This window comes from Enterococcus malodoratus (assembly GCF_027659535.1).
Classification (GTDB): domain Bacteria; phylum Bacillota; class Bacilli; order Lactobacillales; family Enterococcaceae; genus Enterococcus_A; species Enterococcus_A malodoratus.
Map to the genome: position 1 here is coordinate 13,516 of NZ_JAQDPG010000007.1, position 23,079 is coordinate 36,594.

General features: G+C 40.7%; 27 protein-coding genes and 2 tRNA genes. 27 read left to right on the forward strand and 2 right to left on the reverse strand.

The window, feature by feature from the left end:
- The first annotated feature begins 170 nt into the window (after positions 1 to 170).
- The 26 genes from PGP85_RS12240 (at position 171) to PGP85_RS12365 (ending at position 20,780) form a co-directional block, all read left to right on the forward strand.
- A complete protein-coding gene (locus PGP85_RS12240; RefSeq protein ID WP_270327746.1) occupies positions 171 to 935 on the forward strand; it encodes an alpha/beta hydrolase in 765 nt (254 codons plus the stop codon).
- On the forward strand, positions 916 to 3,288 hold the full coding sequence (rnr, locus tag PGP85_RS12245) for a ribonuclease R (RefSeq protein WP_270327748.1): 2,373 nt from the start codon (positions 916 to 918) through the stop codon (positions 3,286 to 3,288). Before PGP85_RS12240 ends, rnr begins: the two co-directional genes overlap by 20 nt.
- 1 nt (position 3,289) lies before the next feature.
- Positions 3,290 to 3,757, forward strand: coding sequence for an SsrA-binding protein SmpB (gene smpB, locus PGP85_RS12250; protein WP_010743270.1), 468 nt, complete (start codon positions 3,290 to 3,292; stop codon positions 3,755 to 3,757).
- 286 nt (positions 3,758 to 4,043) lie between these two features.
- Complete coding sequence (gene atpB / locus PGP85_RS12255; RefSeq protein ID WP_010743271.1) at positions 4,044 to 4,757, forward strand: F0F1 ATP synthase subunit A; 714 nt, start codon at positions 4,044 to 4,046, stop codon at positions 4,755 to 4,757.
- 37 nt (positions 4,758 to 4,794) lie between these two features.
- Positions 4,795 to 5,007: an ATP synthase F0 subunit C gene (gene atpE, locus PGP85_RS12260; RefSeq protein WP_010743272.1), complete on the forward strand. Its 213-nt coding sequence runs from the start codon at positions 4,795 to 4,797 to the stop codon at positions 5,005 to 5,007.
- A gap of 99 nt (positions 5,008 to 5,106) precedes the next feature.
- Complete coding sequence (gene atpF / locus PGP85_RS12265; RefSeq protein ID WP_010743273.1) at positions 5,107 to 5,628, forward strand: F0F1 ATP synthase subunit B; 522 nt, start codon at positions 5,107 to 5,109, stop codon at positions 5,626 to 5,628.
- Positions 5,618 to 6,163, forward strand: coding sequence for an ATP synthase F1 subunit delta (gene atpH / locus PGP85_RS12270; RefSeq protein WP_010743274.1), 546 nt, complete (start codon positions 5,618 to 5,620; stop codon positions 6,161 to 6,163). Before atpF ends, atpH begins: the two co-directional genes overlap by 11 nt.
- Before the next feature lie 19 nt (positions 6,164 to 6,182).
- Positions 6,183 to 7,709 (forward strand): F0F1 ATP synthase subunit alpha, encoded by a 1,527-nt coding sequence (atpA, locus tag PGP85_RS12275; protein ID WP_010743275.1) that lies wholly within the window; start codon positions 6,183 to 6,185, stop codon positions 7,707 to 7,709.
- Positions 7,710 to 7,724: 15 nt separating this feature from the next.
- Positions 7,725 to 8,630 (forward strand): F0F1 ATP synthase subunit gamma, encoded by a 906-nt coding sequence (locus PGP85_RS12280; RefSeq protein ID WP_034708422.1) that lies wholly within the window; start codon positions 7,725 to 7,727, stop codon positions 8,628 to 8,630.
- A gap of 22 nt (positions 8,631 to 8,652) precedes the next feature.
- Complete coding sequence (atpD, locus tag PGP85_RS12285) at positions 8,653 to 10,053, forward strand: F0F1 ATP synthase subunit beta (protein ID WP_010743277.1); 1,401 nt, start codon at positions 8,653 to 8,655, stop codon at positions 10,051 to 10,053.
- 13 nt (positions 10,054 to 10,066) lie between these two features.
- Entirely contained in the window at positions 10,067 to 10,501 is a 435-nt protein-coding gene (locus PGP85_RS12290; protein WP_010743278.1) for a F0F1 ATP synthase subunit epsilon, read from the forward strand.
- A 397-nt stretch (positions 10,502 to 10,898) separates the two neighbouring features.
- Positions 10,899 to 11,132: a DUF1146 family protein gene (locus PGP85_RS12295; protein ID WP_010743279.1), complete on the forward strand. Its 234-nt coding sequence runs from the start codon at positions 10,899 to 10,901 to the stop codon at positions 11,130 to 11,132.
- A gap of 45 nt (positions 11,133 to 11,177) precedes the next feature.
- The gene (murA, locus tag PGP85_RS12300; protein ID WP_010743280.1) at positions 11,178 to 12,479 is read left to right on the forward strand and encodes a UDP-N-acetylglucosamine 1-carboxyvinyltransferase; all 1,302 of its coding nucleotides are present in this window, start codon (positions 11,178 to 11,180) and stop codon (positions 12,477 to 12,479) included.
- A gap of 11 nt (positions 12,480 to 12,490) precedes the next feature.
- Positions 12,491 to 12,667: a DNA-directed RNA polymerase subunit beta gene (locus PGP85_RS12305; protein ID WP_010743281.1), complete on the forward strand. Its 177-nt coding sequence runs from the start codon at positions 12,491 to 12,493 to the stop codon at positions 12,665 to 12,667.
- 123 nt (positions 12,668 to 12,790) lie between these two features.
- The gene (gene yidD, locus PGP85_RS12310) at positions 12,791 to 13,087 is read left to right on the forward strand and encodes a membrane protein insertion efficiency factor YidD (protein ID WP_270327753.1); all 297 of its coding nucleotides are present in this window, start codon (positions 12,791 to 12,793) and stop codon (positions 13,085 to 13,087) included.
- Positions 13,088 to 13,532: 445 nt separating this feature from the next.
- Positions 13,533 to 14,696, forward strand: coding sequence for an ABC transporter substrate-binding protein (locus PGP85_RS12315; protein ID WP_010743283.1), 1,164 nt, complete (start codon positions 13,533 to 13,535; stop codon positions 14,694 to 14,696).
- A 117-nt stretch (positions 14,697 to 14,813) separates the two neighbouring features.
- A complete protein-coding gene (locus PGP85_RS12320; protein WP_010743284.1) occupies positions 14,814 to 15,692 on the forward strand; it encodes a branched-chain amino acid ABC transporter permease in 879 nt (292 codons plus the stop codon).
- Positions 15,693 to 15,701: 9 nt separating this feature from the next.
- Positions 15,702 to 16,676 carry a branched-chain amino acid ABC transporter permease gene (locus tag PGP85_RS12325; RefSeq protein WP_090402997.1) on the forward strand — a complete coding sequence of 325 codons (975 nt, stop codon included), beginning with the start codon at positions 15,702 to 15,704 and terminating at the stop codon, positions 16,674 to 16,676.
- Positions 16,657 to 17,433 (forward strand): ABC transporter ATP-binding protein, encoded by a 777-nt coding sequence (locus PGP85_RS12330; RefSeq protein WP_010743286.1) that lies wholly within the window; start codon positions 16,657 to 16,659, stop codon positions 17,431 to 17,433. Before PGP85_RS12325 ends, PGP85_RS12330 begins: the two co-directional genes overlap by 20 nt.
- On the forward strand, positions 17,433 to 18,134 hold the full coding sequence (locus tag PGP85_RS12335) for an ABC transporter ATP-binding protein (RefSeq protein ID WP_010743287.1): 702 nt from the start codon (positions 17,433 to 17,435) through the stop codon (positions 18,132 to 18,134). Before PGP85_RS12330 ends, PGP85_RS12335 begins: the two co-directional genes overlap by 1 nt.
- Positions 18,135 to 18,137: 3 nt before the next feature.
- Positions 18,138 to 18,782: a CBS and ACT domain-containing protein gene (locus tag PGP85_RS12340; RefSeq protein ID WP_010743288.1), complete on the forward strand. Its 645-nt coding sequence runs from the start codon at positions 18,138 to 18,140 to the stop codon at positions 18,780 to 18,782.
- A gap of 75 nt (positions 18,783 to 18,857) precedes the next feature.
- Positions 18,858 to 19,088 carry a DUF2969 domain-containing protein gene (locus PGP85_RS12345; protein WP_010743289.1) on the forward strand — a complete coding sequence of 77 codons (231 nt, stop codon included), beginning with the start codon at positions 18,858 to 18,860 and terminating at the stop codon, positions 19,086 to 19,088.
- 83 nt (positions 19,089 to 19,171) lie between these two features.
- A tRNA-Tyr gene (locus PGP85_RS12350) sits at positions 19,172 to 19,255 on the forward strand.
- 4 nt (positions 19,256 to 19,259) lie between these two features.
- A tRNA-Gln gene (locus tag PGP85_RS12355) sits at positions 19,260 to 19,331 on the forward strand.
- Between the two features lie 330 nt (positions 19,332 to 19,661).
- Positions 19,662 to 20,045 carry a hypothetical protein gene (locus PGP85_RS12360; protein WP_010743290.1) on the forward strand — a complete coding sequence of 128 codons (384 nt, stop codon included), beginning with the start codon at positions 19,662 to 19,664 and terminating at the stop codon, positions 20,043 to 20,045.
- Between the two features lie 48 nt (positions 20,046 to 20,093).
- Entirely contained in the window at positions 20,094 to 20,780 is a 687-nt protein-coding gene (locus tag PGP85_RS12365) for a DUF2922 domain-containing protein (RefSeq protein WP_270327756.1), read from the forward strand.
- Between the two features lie 215 nt (positions 20,781 to 20,995).
- On the opposite strand, the gene PGP85_RS12370 is transcribed toward PGP85_RS12365, so the two are convergent.
- Positions 20,996 to 21,871 (reverse strand): helix-turn-helix domain-containing protein, encoded by an 876-nt coding sequence (locus tag PGP85_RS12370; protein WP_270327757.1) that lies wholly within the window; start codon positions 21,869 to 21,871, stop codon positions 20,996 to 20,998.
- A 308-nt stretch (positions 21,872 to 22,179) separates the two neighbouring features.
- Between PGP85_RS12370 and PGP85_RS12375 the strand changes: the two genes are divergently transcribed.
- Positions 22,180 to 22,350 carry a hypothetical protein gene (locus PGP85_RS12375; RefSeq protein WP_010743293.1) on the forward strand — a complete coding sequence of 57 codons (171 nt, stop codon included), beginning with the start codon at positions 22,180 to 22,182 and terminating at the stop codon, positions 22,348 to 22,350.
- 33 nt (positions 22,351 to 22,383) lie between these two features.
- Here PGP85_RS12375 and PGP85_RS12380 read toward each other — a convergent pair whose 3' ends face one another.
- Positions 22,384 to 22,992 (reverse strand): TetR/AcrR family transcriptional regulator, encoded by a 609-nt coding sequence (locus PGP85_RS12380; RefSeq protein ID WP_010743294.1) that lies wholly within the window; start codon positions 22,990 to 22,992, stop codon positions 22,384 to 22,386.
- Positions 22,993 to 23,079: the final 87 nt, after the last annotated feature.

Sequence of the window (23,079 nt, forward strand, 5' to 3'; positions counted from 1 at the left end):
CTTTTTTATTTTGTATTTAGGTCAAATCAAGTACACTTTAAGATAGAGTGAGGATGCCAATTCGATTTTTTGCGATGTTTTGGCAGATCAAAGGTACGGAAAAAAAGAGCGAAATCAATTTTTCGTTTTTGAGAAAATGAAGATCAACTACGAGATCGGAGTGAAGAAAGATGATTCAAGCCCCAGGATCGTTGTTTCTGCCCCAGGGGAAACGAGCGGTTTTACTGCTACATGCCTATTCAGGCAGTCCGAATGATGTGCGGATGCTGGCGCGTTTTTTGGAAAAATTAGATTATACAGTTTATGTTCCACTTTACTCAGGACACGGAACAGCAGATCCTTTGGATATCTTGCAGGAAACTTCTGAGCAATGGTGGCAGGATAGTCAACAAGGCGTCAAATTTTTGCAATCACAAGGTTACCAGGAGATCGCTGCATTTGGACTTTCAATGGGTGGTATTTTTGCAACCCGTCTATTACAAGCATTGCCCAAACAATTTTTAGGAGGCGGTTTTTTCTGTTCGCCTATTGCACCAGTCAAAACCAATGTAACAAAAAACTTCCTATTATATGCCAAACAGGTGTTAGAACGAAACGGTGCGAAAACGACTGAAAACAAAATTGAAAGTTATCGTCCTCTAGTAGAACGACAATTGACAACAATCGAAGAGCAATCCCAAACAGCATATGAAAATTTAACGAAAATCGATTGTCCTTTTTTTATGGCGCAGGCAGGACAGGATGAGATGATCGAAGCGGATGGTGTTTTTCAAACGGCAGAGCGTTTGAAACAGACCGCCTTCACCTTAAACTGGTACCCGCAAAGCGGACATGTGATTACCGTAGGGCCCGAAAGAAGACAATTAGAACAAGATGTGGCCGATTTTTTAGCCGGTCTTGGCTGGAGAGAAGAAAATGGAGAGAAAAACAATTAAAGCAGAAATACTGGCTGGATTGAAAGCAGCCAATAAAAAAAGTCTTTCAATGGAAGAATTAGCAGAAGTTTTAGACATGCGCAAGAGCGAAGATTTTAAGTTATTAGTTCAAACGGTTGCGCAGCTTGAGCGAGAAAAAACTGTGGAATTTAATAAAAAGGGTCGTGTCATGCTGCCTTTTCAACCAATCGAAGTAGAAGGAATCTTTCGCCGCAATGAAAGAGGATTCGGCTTTGTAACGATTGATCCGGAAGAACCGGATATCTTTATCCCGAAAGAAGCAACGAACTTTGCGATGGATGGCGATATTGTCATGATCGATATTCAAAAGACGGCGGATCTCTTTTCTGATCGTGGAGCAGAGGGTCGTGTTGTTTCTATTAAAGAGCGGAAGATCCAACAGCTCGTGGGTGAATTCAATGCCTTTGACGTTGATGAGATTGCTGAATCAGATTTATTCGGTTACGTAACGCCGAAAGATAAAAAAAGTGCGCAGTTCAAAGTCTTCATTGCAGCAGAGGGGATTCAACCTGTTGATGGGAGTATCGTCATCGTTGAAATCACTCATTATCCTGAGAAGGGCTATGCTACGAGCTTGGAAGGGATGATTACTAAGGTAATTGGGCATAAAAATGATCCTGGTATGGATATTCTATCCATCGTAATCGCTCAAGGCATTCCGACATCCTTCCCCGATGAAGTTCAGACTGCTTCAGAGCAAGTGCCGGATAAAATTGCTGAAGCGGATCTAGTTGGACGCCGTGATCTGCGCGACCAGCAAATCGTTACGATCGATGGGGCTGATGCGAAAGATTTGGATGACGCAGTAACGGTTCGCAAGTTAGAAAATGGGAATTACTTCTTGGGTGTCCATATCGCGGATGTTTCTTATTATGTTACTGAAGATAGCGTCTTGAATAAAGAAGCTTTTGAACGTGGAACGAGTGTATATCTGACGGATCGTGTGATCCCAATGATTCCACAGCGTTTATCAAATGGTATCTGTTCATTAAATCCGCATGTACCGCGCTTGACCATGAGTTGCGAGATGGAGATTGATACTAATGGGATGATCGTTCATCATGAAATCTTCCAAAGTGTCATCCAAACGAGCGAACGAATGACCTACTCGGCTGTGAATGCTATTTTGGACAATGATTCTGAAACAGTCGAACACTATCATGAGTTAGTACCGATGTTTCATTTAATGAAGGAACTTCATCAAATTCTTGAAAATCGCCGCAAGCAGCGCGGAGCTATTAACTTTGAGGATCGTGAAGCGAAAATCATAGTTGATCCTGAGGGACGTCCAATAGATATTGAACTACGGGAACGGGGTGTCGGCGAACGATTGATTGAATCCTTTATGCTAGCGGCTAATGAAACAGTGGCTGAGCATTTCAATAAATTGAAATTGCCCTTCATTTATCGGATTCACGAGCAACCAAAGGAAGAAAAGATGCAGCGCTTCTTTGATTTTGCGGCAGCATTAGGAATTTTAGTTAAAGGGACAAAAAATACGATTACACCAAAAGATTTGCAGCAAGTCATCCATGATGTAGAAGACAAGCCCGAGTCCGCGGTTATTAACACAATGTTGCTGCGCAGTATGCAGCAAGCGCGTTATTCGGAAGACAATTATGGTCATTATGGATTAGCGGCGGAATATTACACGCACTTCACATCGCCTATTCGTCGTTACCCTGATTTGATCGTTCATCGCTTGATTCGGACATATAGCCAGGATCAAAGTGAAGCAACGAAAGAGAAGTGGGCAGAAACGTTGCCTGAGATCGCTGATCATAGTTCGAAAATGGAACGGCGTGCCGTGGAAGCAGAACGTGAAGTTGATAGTATGAAAAAAGCCGAATACATGGCCGAGAGGGTTGGCGAAGAATTCGACGGTATTATCAGCTCCGTTACAAAATTTGGAATCTTTATCGAATTGCCAAATACGGTTGAAGGCATGATTCATCTAAACGAGATGAAACAAGATTATTTCCATTTCATCGAAAATCAACTGGCTTTGGTGGGGGAACGTACTCGTCAAACATTTAAGATTGGACAAAAGGTCCGCATAAAGGTGACTAAATCTGATCCTGAAACCCGTGAAATTGATTTCGAGCTGCTTGAGGCTGAAGAGATACCTTCATTGGAGGTGCCGGGAAATAGTCAACGTAATCAACGAAGGAAACCGGCGGGCGGCAGAAAGAATAATAGGGATTCTAATAAGAATTACGGTAAGACTTCCGATCGTTCAAAGACAAGCAAAGAGAAGAAAAATAAAAAAGGCAAGAAGCCGTTTTATAAATCAGTAGCCAAAAAGAAAAAGCCAGGTAGAAAGAAGGGATAATATGCCAAAAGGTGAAGGCAAGTTAGTAGCACAAAACAAAAAGGCGCGACACGATTATACGATCATCGATACAATCGAAGCTGGAATTGTCTTGCAAGGGACGGAAATAAAATCAATCCGAAATAGCAGGATTAATTTAAAAGATGGATTTGCTCGAATTCGAAATGGTGAAGCTTTTTTATACAATGTTCATATCAGTCCTTATGAACAAGGCAACATTTTCAATCATGATCCTGTCCGTACGCGTAAATTGCTGATGCACAAAAAACAAATTGCGCGTTTAGCTGGTGAGGTCAAAAATACCGGGATCACATTAGTTCCGTTGAAAGTCTATTTGAAAGATGGGTTTGCGAAGGTCCTAATCGGTGTGGCTAAAGGGAAACATCAGTACGATAAACGGGAAACTTTGAAGCGTAAAGATGTTGATCGACAAATCAGCCGCACATTGAAAAACTATTCTCATCAGTAAAATATTCTTTTTCGCATATTCGATGATTATTTCTTTACTTAAACTTCGATTTTGATACGATTAGTTACAATCTATAATAGCCTAATTTCGGGCTAAAATAAGTACCAGAGCCGTCTAACGAAAGATAAAATAACGTTTCGAAATTTATCTTCAAGTTATTCGAAAAATTTTAGGAAAATTCTTTGAAATTTTCTTTCTCTGGTGGTAACATACGATAGTATTTTGAGGAGCAGCGCTAAGCAGGCACGAGCTGACGCCGAGTCGCTGGGAAGAGAGGTGAACTTGATTGAATGAAAAATCTTGGTTTTTCCATATTGGACCCATATGGTTTGACGGAACGGTAACGACAATGATTATCGTAACGTGTGTAATTGTCTTTTTCCTTGTCTATTCCTTTACACGCAATCTGTCATTGAAACCTAAAGGAAAGCAAAACGCAATTGAGTGGGTCATTGATTTCACTACGAACATTGTTGGTGACAATATGCCTCGTAAGGAAGTCAGAAATTTTAGTTTGTTCTCATTTACGTTGTTCTTATTTATTTTTGTAGCAAACCAAATTGGACTCGTCACAAAAATTGTCTCTGGTAATGATGTGACTTATTGGAAAAGTCCAACAGCTAATCCTTTTGTAACGATGGGATTGGCCTTACTTGTATTAATCTTAGCGAATTACCTAGGAACAGAAAAATTGGGATTAGGTCGTTACATCAAAAATTCTTTCTTCACACCGTCAGGACTATTTCCTATTAAGTTGATGGAAGAATTTACCAATGTTATCACGTTGGGCTTACGTCTTTACGGAAACATTTTCGCAGGTGAAGTATTGCTTTCGCTGATCGCAAGCATGGTTACAAGTGCAGGATGGTGGACACTGCCATTCGCTATACCGCTTGAAATGATTTGGATCGCATTCTCACTATTTATTGGTAGTATCCAAGCCTTTGTTTTCACAACTCTATCTATGGTTTATATTAGTCATAAAATCGAGGTAGAATAATAAAAAAATTAATACACTTTTTAGGAGGAAATTTATTATGAACTTTATCGGTGCAGGAATCGCAATCATGGGAGCCGCAATTGGGGCTGGTTATGGTAACGGACAAGTAATTTCAAAAGCAATTGAATCAATGGCGCGTCAACCAGAAATGTCAGGACAAATTCGTTCAACAATGTTTATCGGTGTTGGTTTGATCGAAGCTGTGCCAATTCTAGGTGTAGTATTAGGTATGTTGATGGTTTTCCAATAAAAATCAGTACTTTTTTGTTGAGACTCACTTCAAAGGTGAGCAGGAGGACCGCTTGACGGTTCTTTTAATGAGGAAGACGAACAGAAAGGAAGACCGAGTATGCTGAATCTAGTTATTGCTGAGGCTGTCAATACAACGCTCGGTAATTTAATTGCTGTTACGGGAGCATTCGTGATCCTAATGGCATTATTGAAAAAATTCGCGTGGGGTGCCGTTCAAGACATTCTACAAAAACGTGAAGATAAGATCGCCAATGATCTAGATTCTGCCGAACAATCCCGGGTTAAAGCTGCTGAGTTGGAAAAAGAACGTGAAACTCAATTGGCCAGCTCCCGCAGTGATGCGGCAGATATCATTAAAAATGCGAAAGAAAGTGGCGAATTAAGCCGTCAAAATATCATCAAAGATACGAAAGAAGAAGTTTCGCGTCTAAAAGATCGTGCGCAAGCAGAGATCAAAGATGAACGTGAAAATGCGTTGACTTCTGTCAAAGATGATGTGGCAACACTTTCTCTACAAATCGCAGAAAAAATCTTGAGTAAAGAGCTCTCACAAGATGCTCATCAAGATTTGATCAACAACTATATGGACAAGCTAGGAAACACAAAGCATGAAGCTTGATAAATACACTGTTGGTAAACGTTATGGGAAAGCTTTGTTTGAATTGGCGATCGAAAATGAAGCCGCCGATGCCGTTTATCAAGAGTTGTTGACGATTCGGGAAATCTGTAAAGAAATTCCTGATCTAGGAAATATTTTAACTGATGTTCGTTTAGAAGGTGCAGAAAAGAAGGCCATCATGGATGCTTTTACTGGCGGATTCGACGGGATCGTTAAAAATTTTCTATTGGTTGTATTTGAGTACAACCGCAGCGATGATCTTCCATTTATGATTGATGAATTTGAGCGTCGCTATGATGAAATGAACAAAGTCGCACACGGTACAGTCACAACGGCTGTTCCGCTCTCTGAAGAAAAGAAACACGAACTTGAAGCAAAAGTCGCTGATGTTTTTGGCTACCAAAAGGCCTCATTAACCCCGATAGTTGATGAATCAATTCTCGGTGGTGTCATTGTTGAAGCCGATCATCAAGTGATCGACGGCAGCCTCGCCAGCCAATTAAATGGCCTACGAGCAGCACTTAGTAAAAAGTAGAGAAGAAGAGGTGAAATGAATGGCCATCAAAGCAGAAGAAATCAGTGCTTTAATCAAAGAACAGATTCAAAATTATGACAATAAGCTGTCTGTCGAAGAAATCGGAACAGTCACTTACGTTGGGGATGGAATCGCCCGTGCCCACGGTTTAGAAAATGCAATGAGTGGAGAACTTCTAGAGTTTTCAAACGGCTCTTATGGGATGGCACAAAACTTAGAAAGCAATGATGTCGGTATCATCGTTCTAGGTGAATTTGAGTCCATTCGTGAAGGAGACAAAGTAAAACGTACCGGTAAAATCATGGAAGTGCCAGTCGGTGATAACATGATCGGTCGTGTTGTAAACCCATTAGGTCAACCAATCGACGGTATGGGTCCAATCGAAACAAGTAAAACACGTCCAGTGGAAGCAATGGCTCCCGGTGTTATGCAGCGTAAATCAGTATCAGAACCAATGCAAACAGGTCTGAAGGCAATTGATGCCCTTGTTCCAATTGGCCGCGGACAACGTGAATTGGTCATTGGTGACCGTAAAACTGGTAAAACATCGATCGCTATTGATACGATTATTAACCAAAAAGGTCAAGATATGATCTGTATTTATGTGGCTATCGGACAAAAAGAATCTACGGTTCGTTCACAAGTGGAAACACTTCGTAAATTTGGTGCCATGGATTATACCATCGTTGTCACAGCTGGTGCGTCTCAACCTGCACCGCTATTATTTATCGCGCCTTACGCTGGAACAGCAATGGGTGAGGAATTCATGTATAACGGCAAACACGTATTAGTTGTTTTTGATGATTTATCAAAACAAGCTGTGGCTTATCGTGAACTGTCACTATTATTACGTCGTCCGCCAGGTCGTGAAGCTTATCCAGGGGATGTTTTCTATCTGCATTCACGTTTGTTAGAACGTGCAGCAAAACTTTCAGATGAATTAGGCGGCGGTTCATTAACTGCCTTGCCATTCGTTGAAACACAAGCAGGAGATATCTCTGCTTATATTCCAACCAATGTAATCTCAATCACCGATGGACAAATCTTCTTAGAAAACGATTTGTTCTATGCTGGTATTCGTCCAGCCGTTGATGCGGGTCTATCCGTATCACGGGTTGGTGGTTCCGCACAAATCAAAGCGATGAAAAAAGTTGCAGGGACACTTCGTTTAGATCTCGCCAGCTATCGTGAATTAGAAGCCTTTACGCAATTCGGTTCAGATTTAGATGCGGCTACACAAGCAAAATTAAATCGTGGACGCCGAACTGTTGAGGTACTAAAACAAAAATTACATGATCCGCTTCCTGTTGAAAAACAAGTAGTGATTCTATATGCCTTGACTCATGGTGTGCTAGATAGTATTCCAGTCAATAGTATTTTAGATTTTGAAGCACAATTATTTGAATACTTGGAAACGAATCATTCTGATTTATTCGCTGCGATTCGCGAAACAAAAGAATTGCCTGATACAGATAAATTAGATAGTGCTATCCAAGAATTCAAAGATATTTTTGACGCTTCCACAGCTAACCAAGAAAAAGCATAATCGAGGTGAGAATAAATCATGGCATCCTTAAATGAAATCAAAACACGGATTGCATCGACGAAGAAAACTAGTCAAATCACCAAGGCTATGCAAATGGTATCAGCATCTAAGTTGACGAAATCAGAAGTTTACTCAGCAAAATTTCAAATTTACGCTTCAAAAGTACGTGAAGTATTGACGCACTTAACAGCGAGTGAATTAACGGAATTAGCCAACTCTGGTCGTGAACTAGGCGGCATCAACTATCACAGCATGCTGTTGAATCGTCCAGTTAAAAAAACTGGCTATATTGTGATTACTTCTGATGGCGGTTTGGTGGGGGGCTACAACAGCTCAATCCTAAAACAGACGATGACAATGCTTGAAGATGATCATGATTCTGCTGATGAATATGTTTTGTTAGCCATCGGTGGAACCGGTGCGGACTTTTTCAAAGCTCGCGGCGTTAAATTAGCTTATGAATTACGCAATTTATCGGATCAGCCTAGCTTTGAAGAAGTACGAAAAATCGTTTCGATGACGACCAGTATGTATGAAAATCAAGTCTTTGATGAACTTTACGTCTGCTACAATCATCACGTTAATTCATTATCTAGTCAGTTCCGGGTAGAAAAAATGCTGCCTATCTCTGATTTGGATCCTAGTGAAGCACAAACGTATCGCGAAGAATATTTGTTTGAACCTTCAAAAGAAGCGATTCTTGATCAATTACTGCCGCAATATGCAGAAAGCTTGATCTATGGCGCAATCGTTGATGCCAAAACGGCGGAACATGCAGCCGGGATGACCGCAATGAAGACGGCAACAGATAATGCTGGCTCGATCATTGATGATTTAACCATTTCATACAACCGGGCACGCCAAGCGGCGATCACCCAAGAGATTACTGAAATTGTCGGCGGGGCTTCCGCATTAGAATAATTTCGAGATTGGAGGAAAAAACATGAGTTCAGGCAAGATTGTTCAAGTTATTGGTCCCGTTGTCGACGTGGAATTTTCTTTAGATCAATCCTTACCAGACATCAACAATGCGTTGATTGTTTACAAAAAAAATAAAACAAAAGTTGTTCTTGAAGCTGCTTTGGAACTTGGTGATGGTGTTATCCGCACGATCTCTATGGAATCAACAGATGGCTTGCAACGTGGAATGGAAGTTGTCGATACAGGCAAACCAATCTCAGTTCCCGTTGGTAAAGAAACTTTAGGTCGTGTGTTTAACGTATTAGGTGAAACAATCGACAAAGAAGCGCCTTTTCCAGAAGATGCAGTAAAAAGCGGTATTCATAAAAAAGCGCCGGCTTTTGAAGAACTTAGTACCAGTAATGAAATTTTAGAAACAGGGATCAAAGTTATCGACTTATTAGCTCCTTACTTAAAGGGTGGTAAAGTCGGACTATTTGGTGGTGCCGGTGTTGGTAAAACCGTCTTGATCCAAGAATTGATTCATAATATCGCCCAAGAACACGGTGGTATTTCAGTGTTTACGGGTGTTGGTGAACGTACTCGTGAAGGGAACGACCTTTATTATGAAATGAAGGAATCAGGCGTTATTGAGAAAACTGCCATGGTGTTTGGACAAATGAACGAGCCGCCAGGTGCGCGTATGCGTGTTGCCTTGACTGGTTTGACATTGGCTGAATATTTCCGAGATGAAGAAGGACAAGATGTGCTGTTGTTTATCGACAACATCTTCCGTTTCACTCAAGCCGGTTCTGAAGTTTCTGCCTTGCTTGGCCGGATGCCTTCAGCCGTTGGCTACCAACCAACTTTGGCAACTGAAATGGGTCAATTGCAAGAACGAATCACTTCAACGAAGAAGGGTTCAATTACTTCTATTCAAGCTATTTATGTTCCAGCCGATGACTATACTGACCCAGCGCCAGCAACAGCGTTCGCCCATTTGGATGCAACAACCAACTTGGAACGTAAGTTAACGGAGCAAGGGATCTATCCAGCCGTTGACCCATTGGCTTCATCTTCAAGTGCATTGGCACCTGAAATCGTTGGGGAAGAACATTATCGTGTAGCGACAGAAGTTCAACGTGTTTTACAACGTTACCGCGAGTTACAAGATATTATCGCTATTTTGGGGATGGACGAATTGTCTGACCAAGAAAAAGTGATTGTTTCTCGTGCTCGTCGAATCCAATTCTTCTTATCACAAAACTTCAATGTAGCGGAACAATTCACTGGTCAACCAGGTTCATATGTACCAGTTGAAAAAACAGTTGAAGGCTTTAAAGAAATTTTAGAAGGCAAGTATGATGACCTTCCAGAAGATGCTTTCCGTAGTGTAGGTACGATCGAAGACGTAGTAGAAAAAGCAAAAACTTTAGGCTACTAGAAAGAGGTGCCCGATGGAACAAGAAAAAGACAAAGTTCTGCAAGTGAACGTTGTTACTCCAGATGGTAACGTCTATGATCATAATGCAACCATCGTCATTGCAAAAACGGTCGCCGGTGAAATTGGGATATTACCAAACCATGCACCGATCATTGCGCCTCTTGCAATCGATGAGGTTCGTGTTCGCCGGACGGATGCTGATACACACGTGGATTGGATCGCAGTCAATGGTGGGATCATGGAAGTTCGGGACAATGTGTTGACGATTATCGCCGATACGGCAGAACGTGAACGAGATATCGATGTTTCACGTGCTGAAAGAGCAAAACAACGTGCGGAAGCGCGGATTCAAGAAGCTCGCGAAAAGGAAGATACCGATCAGTTGAGCCGTGCCGAAGTTGCTTTGCACCGTGCTATGAATCGGATCAAGGTTTCTAAACATCGTTAAATATTGCAAAAACGGTCATTGCAGAATCCTTTTCTGAAAGACCATAGGATTATTGAAAGTTGTGCCGCTGATTGCGGCACAACTTTTTTTTGTGAAATAGTTCAATATTTTAACTGATTATTAGAATAAAGAAAGCAAGTAAATGCACAAATTTTCAAAAAACTTGGACTTCAAAAAACACTGGGTATTTTTTGATATATTGACTAAAAAAGGAACCTAAAAATTTTTAAAGGACTTTTTACCTATAAAAAAAAGTTGTTTTGATAATAAAAAAGCAAAATTGAAAGATTAAGTTTTTTAAAAGTTTCTGTATAGTTCTTTGAATGCGCAAAGTGTTCTTCTTTATATAAATCTGTGCTATAATCCAACTATTGATTTTTTTGAAAGGAAACGAATTATGCAAGTATTTGGAATTGATGCAATCGTTCGGATTGTATCGCATTTTTCCTTTATCTATTTAGCCTTCTGGGCTTTAAGAGCTTTGCGAATTGAAAATCTGTTTAAAGCATTTAAGGAGACTCAAGTTCGAATCGTGATTTTGATGATGGCGATCGCCTTAGGTTTTGCTTGCAGTACGTTCTTCTTAGAAATCATTCTTTTATGCAAAAATATATTTTTGACATTTAGTTAAGGTACATATACGAGATAATCGACTAGCTTTTTTGGAGGGAATACAATGGAAGAGATCATCGTTCGTGGTGGTAAACAATTAAAAGGAACAGTACATATCGAAGGGGCAAAAAATGCCGTATTGCCAATTTTAGCTGCGACTTTATTAGCTGAAGAAGGAACATCAACATTAAGCAATGTTCCGATTTTATCTGATGTCTTTACCATGAATCAAGTGATTCGTTATTTGAATACAGATGTTGAGTTTAATGAAGAAACGAAAGAAATTACAGTGGATGCGACCCGTCAATTGAACGTGGAAGCCCCTTATGAGTATGTTAGCAAAATGCGTGCGTCAATCGTTGTGATGGGGCCTTTATTGGCGCGCAACGGACACGCAAAGGTTGCAATGCCTGGCGGCTGTGCAATTGGTAAACGTCCAATTGATTTGCATTTGAAAGGATTCCAAGCTTTGGGTGCGAAAATTATCCAAAAAAATGGATACATTGAAGCAATCGCTGACGAATTAGTCGGGGATACGATTTATTTGGACTTCCCAAGTGTCGGTGCGACTCAAAATATCATGATGGCCGCTGTAAAGGCTAAAGGAACAACTGTGATCGAAAACGTTGCTCGCGAACCTGAGATCGTTGATTTGGCGAACTTCCTAAATAAAATGGGTGCTAGCATCCATGGTGCTGGTACAGAAACGATGCGTATCGAAGGTGTTGACCATCTTCACGCTGTTTCTCATCCAATCGTTCAAGACCGGATTGAAGCTGGAACATTCATGGTTGCTGCTGCAATGACGGAAGGCAATGTCTTGATTGATGGAGCAATTCCTGAACATAATCGTCCATTGATCTCTAAACTGATCGAAATGGGTGTTAAGATCACTGAAGAAAATGACGGATTACGAGTTATCGGTCCTAAGAGCTTGAAAGCGACGGATATTAAAACGATGCCTCATCCAGGATTCCCAACAGATATGCAAGCACAAATGACTGCTATTCAATTAGTAGCTGATGGTGTTAGCACAACTACAGAAACGGTCTTCGAAAATCGTTTCCAACATTTAGAAGAAATGCGCAGAATGAATGCACAAGTGAAGATCGACAATAACGTTGCCTTGATTAAAGGGGCATCTGAATTGCAAGGCGCAGAAGTTTATGCGACTGATCTACGTGCGGCAGCTGCTTTAGTTTTGGCTGGTCTGCGAGCAAATGGTATGACACGTGTCCGCAATTTGAAATATTTGGATCGCGGCTACTACAAATTCCACACTAAATTACAACAATTAGGTGCGGATGTGGAACGTGTTGACAATGAAAGCAAGAAAACGGCCGACGCAGTCACTGTATTAGCTTAAGGAGTGGATATATGAGTTCGGGTGAACATATCTTACGCAGCTTAATTCGGATCGTGGCAATTTTACTAGCTGGTGTCCTATTATTTGTTGTCGGCAGTATGATCGGTTACGGTGCAATGGGTGGCGGAAATCCTTTTAAAGTGTTGATGCCAGATGTTTGGCGTCATATCTTAGATTTTGTCCATTAATTTGCAGTGAAGTTTTAGTTGATTATAAGGGGTTGCTCCATTTATTTGGTGCGATCCCTTTTTTGCAAGTTCTCTTTAAAAAGAATGGTATACGTAATATAGGAACGATGTTGAGGTGAGAGAATGAATTTCATAGGTAAAGGATTAATCTTTTTAGTACGAGGCTATCAGCGCTTTATCTCGCCGTTAACGCAGCCCTCTTGTCGCTATTACCCATCATGTTCTAGTTACATGATTAAGGCGATCCAAGTTCATGGGGCTTTTAAAGGGTTTTTGATGGGGACTTCGCGTATTCTGCGGTGTCATCCATTTACTAAACCGGGATTAGACTATGTACCTGTCAATTTTTCTTTGCGGAAAAATTTAGTTGATCGAGAAGAACCTGATTATCAGAATTCGAAGAAGGATTTGAAGGTATAAAAAGTAGGCTGAATTTTCGATAGAAAAGAAGCTATAATTGTGTCTGTCATTCATTTTAGCGAGTGACAAGAAATTGGGCAATCTGGTTATTGTATGGACGGGGTGATTTCTTTCAGATTTTTCACGGCTAGTTTAGTCAAACGAATCCAAAATGAGCAAATCGGCTCAAAATAGCCCATGATCAATGATTCTGAGCAGAATCTTGAAGCGGCCTTACAATTAAGAAACTCAGTTATTTTAAATAAATCTCTTTGACTGTTTATCAGTTAAAGGGATTTTTTTTAGTTATCTGATAGACTTTAAATAGGGTTGTAAGCGCTATAAATTGTTTGAGTATTGTTGAATTATTAAAATATTCAGAAAATTTAATTGACAGTGAGAGTTTTTTCCTATATATTCTTTATTATCTTAACAAATTATCATTATTTTATTAGGGGGTAACAGGATGAAGAAAAGAACAGTAGCTGCATTGGCAGCAGGGTTGTTTCTATTTGGCGCATGTGGTTCGCCTAAAGCCAATGATAGCAGTGGCGGGGAAGATGCCAAAACAATCAAAATCGGCGGAAATTTTGAATTATCTGGTGCTGTAGCCGCTTATGGTGAAGCAGAAAATGAAGGTGTCAAATTGGCTGTTGAAGAAATCAATAAAGACGGCGGGATTGACGGAAAGAAAATCGAGTACGTTTCAAAAGACAATAAGTCAGATAATAATGAAGCTGCTTCTGTTGCGGCTAACTTAACTACTAAAGATGAAGTTGTTGCGATTGTGGGACCGGCTACTTCTGGCGCAACAAAAGCGACATTGCCAAACTTATCGAAAGCCAAAGTACCTGCTATTACGCCTTCAGGAACAGATGATGCGATCACTGTACAAAAGGGTAAAGTACAAGATTATATCTATCGAGCTTGTTTCCAAGACAGTTCTCAAGGGGTCATTTTAGCAAAATATGCGGAAGATAATTTGAAGGCTGATAAAGCAGTGATTTTAGGCGATAACTCAAGCGATTATGCAAACGGGTTGAAAAAAGCCTTTAAGGAAACGTATAAAGGAACAATCGTAGCGGAGGAAAACTTTACCGCTGGTGACAAAGATTTCCAAGCAATGTTGACAAAAATCAAAGATAAAGACTTCAATGTCATCTATATCCCAGGTTATTACACAGAAGCTGGCTTGATCATCAAACAAGCCCGTGAAATGGGTATTGAACAACCAATCATCGGTGCAGATGGTTTCGGTGATGAAAAACTGATTGAAACTGCTGGTGCAAGCAACGTCAAAAACGTTTATTACACAGGGCACTTCTCAACGAAAGCTCCAGCAACAGACAAAGTGGAACCATTTGTAAAAGCTTTTGAAAAGAAATACAGCAAACAGCCTTCTTCATTCAACGCGTTAGCTTATGATTCTGTTTACATGATCAAACAAGCGATCGAAGATGAAGGAAAAGCAACACCTGAAGCTATCAAGAAAGGTCTTGCGAATTTGAAAGACTTTGAAGGGGTTACTGGTAAGATTTCTATGGACAAGGATCACAATCCTGTGAAACCTTTAGTTGTACTAGGACTGACAGATGGAAAAGAAACTTCTGCTGAAACCGTAAATCAATAATTAATCGGGAAAAGCAGGCAAGGGGGTGTGCCAATGGACTTTGGCACACTCCCTTTTAAGAATCAAGTACGCAAAATAAGCGGCTAATCTATTTTTTTGAAAAGTGATGTGATAAAGATGGAAATATTTATTCAGCAAATCGTCAATGGGCTTTTTCTTGGGAGTGTCTATGCGTTGATGGCGCTAGGCTATACCATGGTTTATGGAATTATTAAATTGATCAACTTTGCCCATGGTGAAATCTATATGATTGGCTCATTTATTGGCTACTTTTTGATCAATCAATTTAATATGGGATTCTTTCCAGCATTGATTTTGTCAATGGCGGGCAGTGCGATCTTAGGTGTAGTAATCGAATTCTTGGCCTATCGACCACTGAGAAATTCAACTCGGATCGCGGCATTGATTACAGCGATCGGTGTATCGTATCTATTACAAAATACAATGATCTATTTTTTCAGCTCGACAACCAGACCTTTTCCGCAAGTGATTAAATTGCAGGTCTTCAAGATTGGTTTCTTAAGCGTCTCAAACATTCAGTTGTTAATTTTAGGCCTGTCCTTATTCCTGATGATCACCTTAAACTTGATCGTTCAAAGAACTAAGATGGGGAAAGCGATGCGTGCAGTCAGCGTTGATACCGATGCTGCACAGCTGATGGGGATCGATGTGAATCGGACGATTTCATTTACCTTTGCATTGGGTTCGGCACTCGCTGCAGCCGGTGGAATGATGATCGGACTGTATTATAACTCGATTGATCCGATGATGGGCTATATTCCGGGGCTGAAATCCTTTATCGCGGCTGTTTTAGGCGGGATCGGGATTATTCCGGGAGCTGCGATCGGCGGCTTTGTTATTGGACTGATCGAAACAATAACAACGGCGTTAGGATTCTCTGATTTCAAAGATGCAGTGGTTTACGCAGTATTGATTTTAATTTTATTAGTTCGTCCAGCCGGCATTTTGGGCAAACACGTAAAAGAGAAAGTGTAGGTGGATCAAATGAAAAAGAATTTGAAATACAATTTGATTTGGCTAGCTTTGATCGTAATTGGCTATGTGATTTTATATGTGGCTTACTCTGCTGGGATGGTCAATTTGTTCTTAGATAATGTTTTGGTTCAAATCGGAATTAATGTGATTTTAGCGGTGGGTTTGAATTTGATTATTGGTTTTTCTGGTCAGTTTTCTTTGGGACACGCTGGATTCATGGCGATTGGCGCTTATGGAGCGGCACTAGTTTCAATGAGTATGCCGACTTACGGCGGATTCTTCTTAGGAATGGCTGTCGGCGTTATTATCGCCGGTATTGTTGCTGTAGCGGTGGGGATTCCAACGTTGCGTTTAAGCGGTGACTATTTAGCAATCGCGACATTAGGTGTTGCGGAAATCATTCGGATACTATTGATCAACTTTAAAGACATCACGAATGGACCATCAGGGCTATTTGGAATCGAACCTTTTGTTGACTGGCAAATGGTTTACGGTTTTATGGCGATCACAACCTTGTTTATCGTCAACTACATTCGTTCAGGTGCGGGTCGTGCGACCATGGCGATTCGCGAAGATGAGATCGCGGCCGAATCAATGGGCGTGAACACGACGAAATACAAAGTTATGGCCTTTACATTTGGCGCGATGACAGCGAGTATTGCTGGTTCGTTGTATGCAGGGTATCTGCAATCAATCGCACCGAAGGATTTTGCATTTACTAAATCTGTCGATATTTTGATCTTAGTCGTATTAGGCGGGATCGGCAGTGTTACAGGGACCTTTATCGCAGCGATACTTTTAGGAATCATCAATATGTATCTGCAAGATTTCGGAACCTTACGGATGATTATCTACGCGTTGGCATTGATCATCTTGATGATCTTCAAGCCAGGCGGATTATTAGGAACGAAAGAATTATCTGTGAAGAAAATTGTTGATAAGTTTAAAAAGGGAGATGACCAGAATGCCTCTGTTGGAAATTAAAGAGTTAACCAAAAACTTTGGCGGTTTGGCGGCGGTCTCCAATGTCAATATCGCATTAGAAGAGAATCAATTAGTCGGTCTGATCGGGCCGAATGGTGCCGGAAAAACAACCCTATTCAATTTGATTACCGGTGTTTATGAGCCTAGTGAAGGGGACGTGCTGTTAGAAGTCGATGGGAAAAATCATCGCCTGAATGGTCAGAAACCTTACGCGATCGCTGATTTAGGCCTGAGTAGAACGTTTCAGAATATTCGTTTGTTTAAAGATTTAACGGTTTTGGACAATGTTTTGATCGCTATGAATAGTAAAAACAAAGAGGGCTTCTTTTCCAGTGTTCTGCGTTTACCTGCTTTTTATAGTAAGGAAGCAGAATTAAAGGAAGAAGCGTTGAAATTATTAACGATTTTTGATTTGCAGGACAAAGCGGAAAACTTAGCTCGCAACTTGCCGTATGGCGAACAACGACGTTTAGAAATCGTACGGGCGTTGGCGACAAAACCGAAAATTCTCTTCTTGGACGAACCGGCAGCAGGGATGAACCCGCAAGAAACGGCGGCGTTGACCTTGTTGATCAGAAAGATCCAAAAGGAGTTTCAAATCACGATTCTATTAATTGAACACGATATGAGCTTAGTTATGGATGTCTGCGAACGGATCTATGTTTTAGAATATGGTCGGATTTTAGCAGAAGGTGTTCCTGAAGAAATTAAGAACAATCCAGAAGTTATTAAAGCCTACCTTGGAGGTGACCTATAATGCTGAAAATTGAAAATCTTTCGGTTCATTACGGCATGATCCAAGCGGTACGCGATGTTAGTTTTGAAGTCAATCAAGGCGAGATCGTTTCATTGATCGGGGCGAATGGTGCGGGAAAAACAACCATTTTACGGACGATCTCTGGACTGAATCAGCCCTCAAAAGGGACAATCACCTTTGAAGGGGTACCGATCCAAAAGAAGGCGCCAAGAAAAATTGTTGCTCAAGGAATCTCTCAAGTGCCTGAAGGCCGTCATGTCTTTTCTGGCTTGACTGTTTTAGAAAACTTAGAGATGGGGGCTTATTTACGAAAAGATGACGCCATCAAAAAGGATTATGAACACGTTTATGAAAAATTCCCGATCTTGAAAGAACGCTTAAATCAAGATGCTTCAACGTTATCTGGGGGAGAACAACAGATGCTGGCGATGGGGCGGGCATTGATGTCTAAACCGCGCTTGTTGCTGTTAGATGAACCTTCTATGGGCTTAGCACCAATCTTTATTCAGGAAATTTTCAACATCATTCAAGAAATTCAAAAGCAAGGAACGACGGTTTTATTGATCGAGCAGAATGCCAAAATGGCGTTATCAATCGCTGATCGCGGATACGTATTAGAGACTGGAAAAGTGGTCTTGTCAGGAACGGGTCAAGAGTTGCTAGAAAGTGAAGAAGTGAAGAAAGCTTATCTAGGAGGGTAAAGAATGAGTGTAAAAGATTTTATGACAGAAAAGTTAATCACGGTCACATCTCAAACCAAAATATTTGATGCCGTTGATTTGATGAAAAAATATGATATCCACCGTCTTCCGGTGATTGATAATGATCGATTGGTGGGACTGATCACGGAAGGAACGATTCAAGAGGCGCTGCCTTCAAAAGCAACTAGTCTGAGTGTGCATGAAGTCAATTATCTATTGAACAAAACCGTTGTAGCCGATGTGATGATCAAGGATGTTAAGACTGTCGCTCCCGATGCAGAACTAGAAGACGGTATTTACCTGATGCGTCAAAACAAGATCAATGTGCTTCCAGTACTAGAAGGTGAAAAGCTAGTCGGAATCATCACCAACAATGATATTTTTGATGCCTTCCTTAAATTAACCGGGTACTATGAAGGTGGAACTCGTGTTCAATTGAAGATTTTAGAAGACAAAAAAGGTGTATTGGCTAGAGTAACGAAAATTTTAGCAGATCATGATTTTAGTATTCTAACGGTCATCGTAGACCACAAAACAGAGGCAACGATCGTGGAGATTCAATTATCCAGCAAAGAAACCGAAGAGATTAAGCAGCTGCTGACCGATAATGGCTATGAAGTACTGCGAGCGGTAGTAACACAGCCTTAACCCTAGAGACAACTGAGTGATCAGTTGTCCTTTTCTTTTGGAGTATGATAAACTATTCAGGGTGGAGGGAAATATATGTCTAAAAAAAACAAAGATATCCAAGTTCAGATCAATGAAGAAGAACGTCTGATTAACGGAGAAAAACAAACCGTCACTCAATTAGTGATCGGTAAAAAAAATATCGGTGAGATTATTCCCGAAAATAAAAATTTTCAAGCCTATAATGACGGGCATTTACTAGGGAATTACAAGACCCTAGATGATGGTATTGAGGCGTTAATTCGAAATTGGAATTTACATGAATAATTTTTGAAAAAAGTACTTGCATTTTTTTTGAAGATTAGGTATTATAACTGAGTCGGGTTTTTAAATAATAAAAAAACCTAGCTGGAGGAGTAGCGAAGTGGCTAAACGCGACGGACTGTAAATCCGTTCCTTAGGGTTCAGTGGTGCGAATCCAGTCTCCTGCACCATGTTTGGGGTATAGCGAAGCGGTAAGGCAAGGGACTTTGACTCCCTCATGCGTTGGTTCGAATCCAGCTACCCCAGTTGTTAAGTGAGTTGCATAAGCAGCTCACTTTTTTTGTGTTTTGAAAGCGGGAATAAGCCGGACTTAGAACGAACAATCAAGAAAGTGGTCAAAAAAAAAGGATTTCTTCTTTCTGTTTTTAGGATAATTGACTAAAAAATAGAAAACGATTTCATTATTTATTGCCCGACTTTTCGTTGCTGTGATCAGAAAGAGTGTTTGATAATCATTATCTTTAAAATATTATAAAAAAAGCGGAGGGTAATTCCCGGCAAAAAGAGGTATTTTAGTTTTGTAGATGAAAACATCTATCAACAAAGAAAATTATTAATTAGGAGGGAGGCAGTGAGATGGAAGAATATGGCCTAAGCAAACGGCAGATTTTCACTTTAAAGCGTCGAAGTCTTGAAAAAAGAATCAATAAATACTATCAACAAACCAATGATGGCGAGGGCACAATCGAACTGCTGATTACGCTCCAAGTGCGTGATGAACTGTGTGATCTAGACTTTTCATTTATGTTGAGTCAACTGGTCAAAAGAATTTTTACACGGACTCGTTCGACAGCCGCGCTGCGCCGTTATTATGTTTATTTCGCAGAATACTTTGATAAAAAGGAATGGCGTTTGTTATTAGTCAAACTATTTCCTGCTAAAACCTTTATCGCTGAGAAGCTTGAGCAATTATATACGCAATACATTAAAGCACCTTTAGCCAGATTGGCTGGATCATGACGAAGAATGATGGCGAGTTAAAAAATGCAGAGGAAAGGAAGAGAGAGCATGTTCACATTAGATGCGGAATTTGAGAAAAGCAATGGAAAACACCATCATTTGCGGTTAAGCGATTTTGATCCGACAAAAACGGCAGAAGAGATCAAATCATCATTAGAGAAGTTAACGAAATTGAATTTGTTTGAAAAGGAAGGCACTGGTCTATTTAAAAAGGTGCTGCACGCAACCGTGATCGAGAAAAAGGTGACAACAATTTTCGATGACAGCAAGAAGAAAAAGAAACGTGGGAAAGATCCATTATCCCAATTAATGGAAGCAGCAAACCACTCGGTCGTAGAACCAGCAGCAGTAAAAGAAGTACCAGTACTAGAACCAGAGTCTGTAAAAGCAGTGGTTGATTTAGCGACTCTGCGTATCCCGCAAGATTTGCGCATCACAGAGGAAAGAATAGAACCTGATAGACTGATCCAGACGATCGAACTGCCTAGAGGGATCGATCCATGGAAAATGAACGAAAGTCAAGCTTTTGGGCTGGTAGTGGCTTGTATGCCAGCGAAGGCGAAGCTGATAAATGTAGAGGTCGATGATAAATCCATTCCGGCCAGACTGATTGTAACTGAATCAATCGCGGGATCAGGATTGCCGACTGAGTTGCCGGTGAATACCAAGTCACCGCCAGAAAAGCCGAAGAAAAAACGAACGCGATTATTAGATCGAATCCGAAAACGAGAATAAGCGACGGTGTTCGTCTCATCAGAAAATCCGACGTTGGTATAAGACTCCTCTGTTACTAATAATAAGAATATACCGCGCAATGATCCCGATTAAGCAGAGGGCTATTTGTCATGGCCTTTGCAGGTATCATTCGCAGGTTTATTTTACCCTGGCGTTCAGAGATGTTCGCTCCCCTATTGAAAAAGCGCCCGTGCTGAAATCGCGGACGCTTTTTTCTAGTGATTAATTAATCGGCTGCGTAGTTTGAGCGCCCCGTAAAAACCGGCTGCGCAAAAGACGAATACCAGGAAAAGAATGAAGGAGATCAAGGCATAAGGGAAAATTGGTGCAGCAGTGACTGATAAGATTGGTTCGACAATCAGTTGCCGAATAATGGTCGGAACTTCCTGCTGTAGGTCACTCAACGCGCGAGTGATCTCCGGAAGATTGCTGTGTTCAGGTAAAATACTGGCGTGAGGTCCAAATGCTTTATTCCCAATAGCGAGATAACCTAAGGCAAAGTTGCCTAAACTGAAGAAGCCGACCACCAAATTGCCTAAAGCAAACAATCCGATAGCGAGGTTTCCAAGGCCAATCGTTCCCAAGGCTACATTCCCCGCTGAAAAAATCCCCAAAGATAAAAATCCTGCGGAAAGGATTCCTAAAGAAAAGAAGCCCACCGAAAGAAAGCCTTTAGCAAAAACGCCTAAAGCAAAAATTCCTGAGGAGAAAAAGCCGATACTGAAAAAACCGTGTGCTGTCGGAATCAGCTGCTGCTTATGGCATAATGTACTGAGTGCGAATTGTCGATTGTGCCATAAGAGTTCCGAGAGATTCGGAATAATGATATGCAGCAGCGGCAGGTTGAATAAAAGTGTCGCCGAACGGTATTCAAAATATAATTCCGGCTCGCGTTCATTTAATAAATTGTCTAAAGAAATATCCAGCAATTGCGCAATTTTTTTTAATGTATCGATATCAGGATACCCAGCCCCGCGCTCCCATTTTGAAACGGTGCGATCCGATACATATAAAATATTTGCCAGTTGTTTTTGTGTCAGTTCATTACGCTGCCGATAGTTTCTTAATTGTACCCCTAAAAAATTATTCATTTGATTTCCTCTTTCTTATTGATACTTTAAGCATAGCGGATTCGCAGTAAGATGAATAGGAAATCCAGTGAAAAAGCGACTCTACTTTGCGTAGAGTCTTGTCAAATCAAGCTTACTGCAAAAATTGGTCGAATCAAGGGTCTCTCACTTGAAGCCATTTAAAATTTAGGCTACATTTAAGAGGAAGATGTGAATGATGTATTTTGCTAATGCAAATGTTTGTGCCGGGGCTAATTTTTTGAAAGGTTGAAGGCCAGACTGCTTAGCAAGGTGCAGCGATAAATGAAATCAGAAGGGAGTCTAAGATCATGAGTAAAGTTGAGGAAGTCAAAGAAATGCTGACCGATACGGTGGCTAAAATTTATACCACGATTAAGGACAATTCAATCGAGGTAACGAAAGAAAAAGGACAAGCGCCGCGTGTACGGAATGTTCGTCCAACTCGTCACACCATTAAATGGAAAGCAAAAAATCATTAAGAAAAGCGCTCAGAAAATCTGGGCGCTTTTTTTTTAATGATCAATTTCAATCCCTAAAATAGTTAAGTGGCCGTTACCGATTAGTTTGACCACAAGTTTTGAGAGGCTGTCGGCACTCATGTCTGTATCGCTGGTGATCCACCAATGCAGGGTACCAACGAAAATCGAGGTCATGTACTCAATAATGAAATCCAAGGGAACTTCGATATCGTTTTCGGTGATTTTCAAGCGTTTGAAGATGTGGGCATATTTCTCATCCAAAATCTCCGCAATCTTTTTTCGCAGAATTTCATTGCCGGAAGCATCCATGATCGTTAAAAAGAATTTTCGATTCGCTTGGATTTGTTCGTAAATATTTTTCAATACCATCTCAACTTTCCAAACCTTCAGGCGATTGCCTTGAACAATCTGGTCGGGATCGAGAACGGAGGCAAAGGCATCAATCGCCTGTTTGAAAATGCAATCGTAAAGATCTTGCTTGTCTTTGAAATGGGCATAGAAGGTCGCACGATTAATCATTGCTTCGTCAGCGATCTCTTGTATGGTGATATTATCGTATCCCTTTACTTCTACTAAATGAATAAAAGATTCCATAATCATTTTATTCGTTCGCTTAACCCGCAGGTCAATTTTTTTTGCCATAGGAATTTCCTCTCATTTTCACAACATATTCCAATAAATTGTTGCTTATCACACGAATGAAATGGTTTTGAGTATTGCATAACGTTC

Excerpts from the sequence above, each read along its gene's own strand:
- PGP85_RS12240 (WP_270327746.1), top strand. The coding sequence starts at position 171 with ATGATTCAAGCCCCAGGATCGTTGTTTCTGCCCCAGGGGAAACGAGCG.
- PGP85_RS12295 (WP_010743279.1), top strand. The coding sequence starts at position 10,899 with ATGCAAGTATTTGGAATTGATGCAATCGTTCGGATTGTATCGCATTTT.
- atpE (WP_010743272.1), top strand. The coding sequence starts at position 4,795 with ATGAACTTTATCGGTGCAGGAATCGCAATCATGGGAGCCGCAATTGGG.
- PGP85_RS12305 (WP_010743281.1), top strand. The coding sequence starts at position 12,491 with ATGAGTTCGGGTGAACATATCTTACGCAGCTTAATTCGGATCGTGGCA.
- PGP85_RS12375 (WP_010743293.1), top strand. The coding sequence starts at position 22,180 with ATGAGTAAAGTTGAGGAAGTCAAAGAAATGCTGACCGATACGGTGGCT.
- rnr (WP_270327748.1), top strand. The coding sequence starts at position 916 with ATGGAGAGAAAAACAATTAAAGCAGAAATACTGGCTGGATTGAAAGCA.
- atpD (WP_010743277.1), top strand. The coding sequence starts at position 8,653 with ATGAGTTCAGGCAAGATTGTTCAAGTTATTGGTCCCGTTGTCGACGTG.
- PGP85_RS12335 (WP_010743287.1), top strand. The coding sequence starts at position 17,433 with ATGCTGAAAATTGAAAATCTTTCGGTTCATTACGGCATGATCCAAGCG.
- PGP85_RS12380 (WP_010743294.1), bottom strand. The coding sequence starts at position 22,992 with ATGGCAAAAAAAATTGACCTGCGGGTTAAGCGAACGAATAAAATGATT.
- yidD (WP_270327753.1), top strand. The coding sequence starts at position 12,791 with ATGAATTTCATAGGTAAAGGATTAATCTTTTTAGTACGAGGCTATCAG.
- PGP85_RS12330 (WP_010743286.1), top strand. The coding sequence starts at position 16,657 with ATGCCTCTGTTGGAAATTAAAGAGTTAACCAAAAACTTTGGCGGTTTG.
- PGP85_RS12365 (WP_270327756.1), top strand. The coding sequence starts at position 20,094 with ATGTTCACATTAGATGCGGAATTTGAGAAAAGCAATGGAAAACACCAT.
- PGP85_RS12345 (WP_010743289.1), top strand. The coding sequence starts at position 18,858 with ATGTCTAAAAAAAACAAAGATATCCAAGTTCAGATCAATGAAGAAGAA.
- murA (WP_010743280.1), top strand. The coding sequence starts at position 11,178 with ATGGAAGAGATCATCGTTCGTGGTGGTAAACAATTAAAAGGAACAGTA.
- atpH (WP_010743274.1), top strand. The coding sequence starts at position 5,618 with ATGAAGCTTGATAAATACACTGTTGGTAAACGTTATGGGAAAGCTTTG.
- PGP85_RS12315 (WP_010743283.1), top strand. The coding sequence starts at position 13,533 with ATGAAGAAAAGAACAGTAGCTGCATTGGCAGCAGGGTTGTTTCTATTT.
- PGP85_RS12290 (WP_010743278.1), top strand. The coding sequence starts at position 10,067 with ATGGAACAAGAAAAAGACAAAGTTCTGCAAGTGAACGTTGTTACTCCA.
- atpA (WP_010743275.1), top strand. The coding sequence starts at position 6,183 with ATGGCCATCAAAGCAGAAGAAATCAGTGCTTTAATCAAAGAACAGATT.
- smpB (WP_010743270.1), top strand. The coding sequence starts at position 3,290 with ATGCCAAAAGGTGAAGGCAAGTTAGTAGCACAAAACAAAAAGGCGCGA.
- PGP85_RS12370 (WP_270327757.1), bottom strand. The coding sequence starts at position 21,871 with ATGAATAATTTTTTAGGGGTACAATTAAGAAACTATCGGCAGCGTAAT.
- PGP85_RS12320 (WP_010743284.1), top strand. The coding sequence starts at position 14,814 with ATGGAAATATTTATTCAGCAAATCGTCAATGGGCTTTTTCTTGGGAGT.
- PGP85_RS12340 (WP_010743288.1), top strand. The coding sequence starts at position 18,138 with ATGAGTGTAAAAGATTTTATGACAGAAAAGTTAATCACGGTCACATCT.
- atpF (WP_010743273.1), top strand. The coding sequence starts at position 5,107 with ATGCTGAATCTAGTTATTGCTGAGGCTGTCAATACAACGCTCGGTAAT.
- PGP85_RS12360 (WP_010743290.1), top strand. The coding sequence starts at position 19,662 with ATGGAAGAATATGGCCTAAGCAAACGGCAGATTTTCACTTTAAAGCGT.
- PGP85_RS12325 (WP_090402997.1), top strand. The coding sequence starts at position 15,702 with ATGAAAAAGAATTTGAAATACAATTTGATTTGGCTAGCTTTGATCGTA.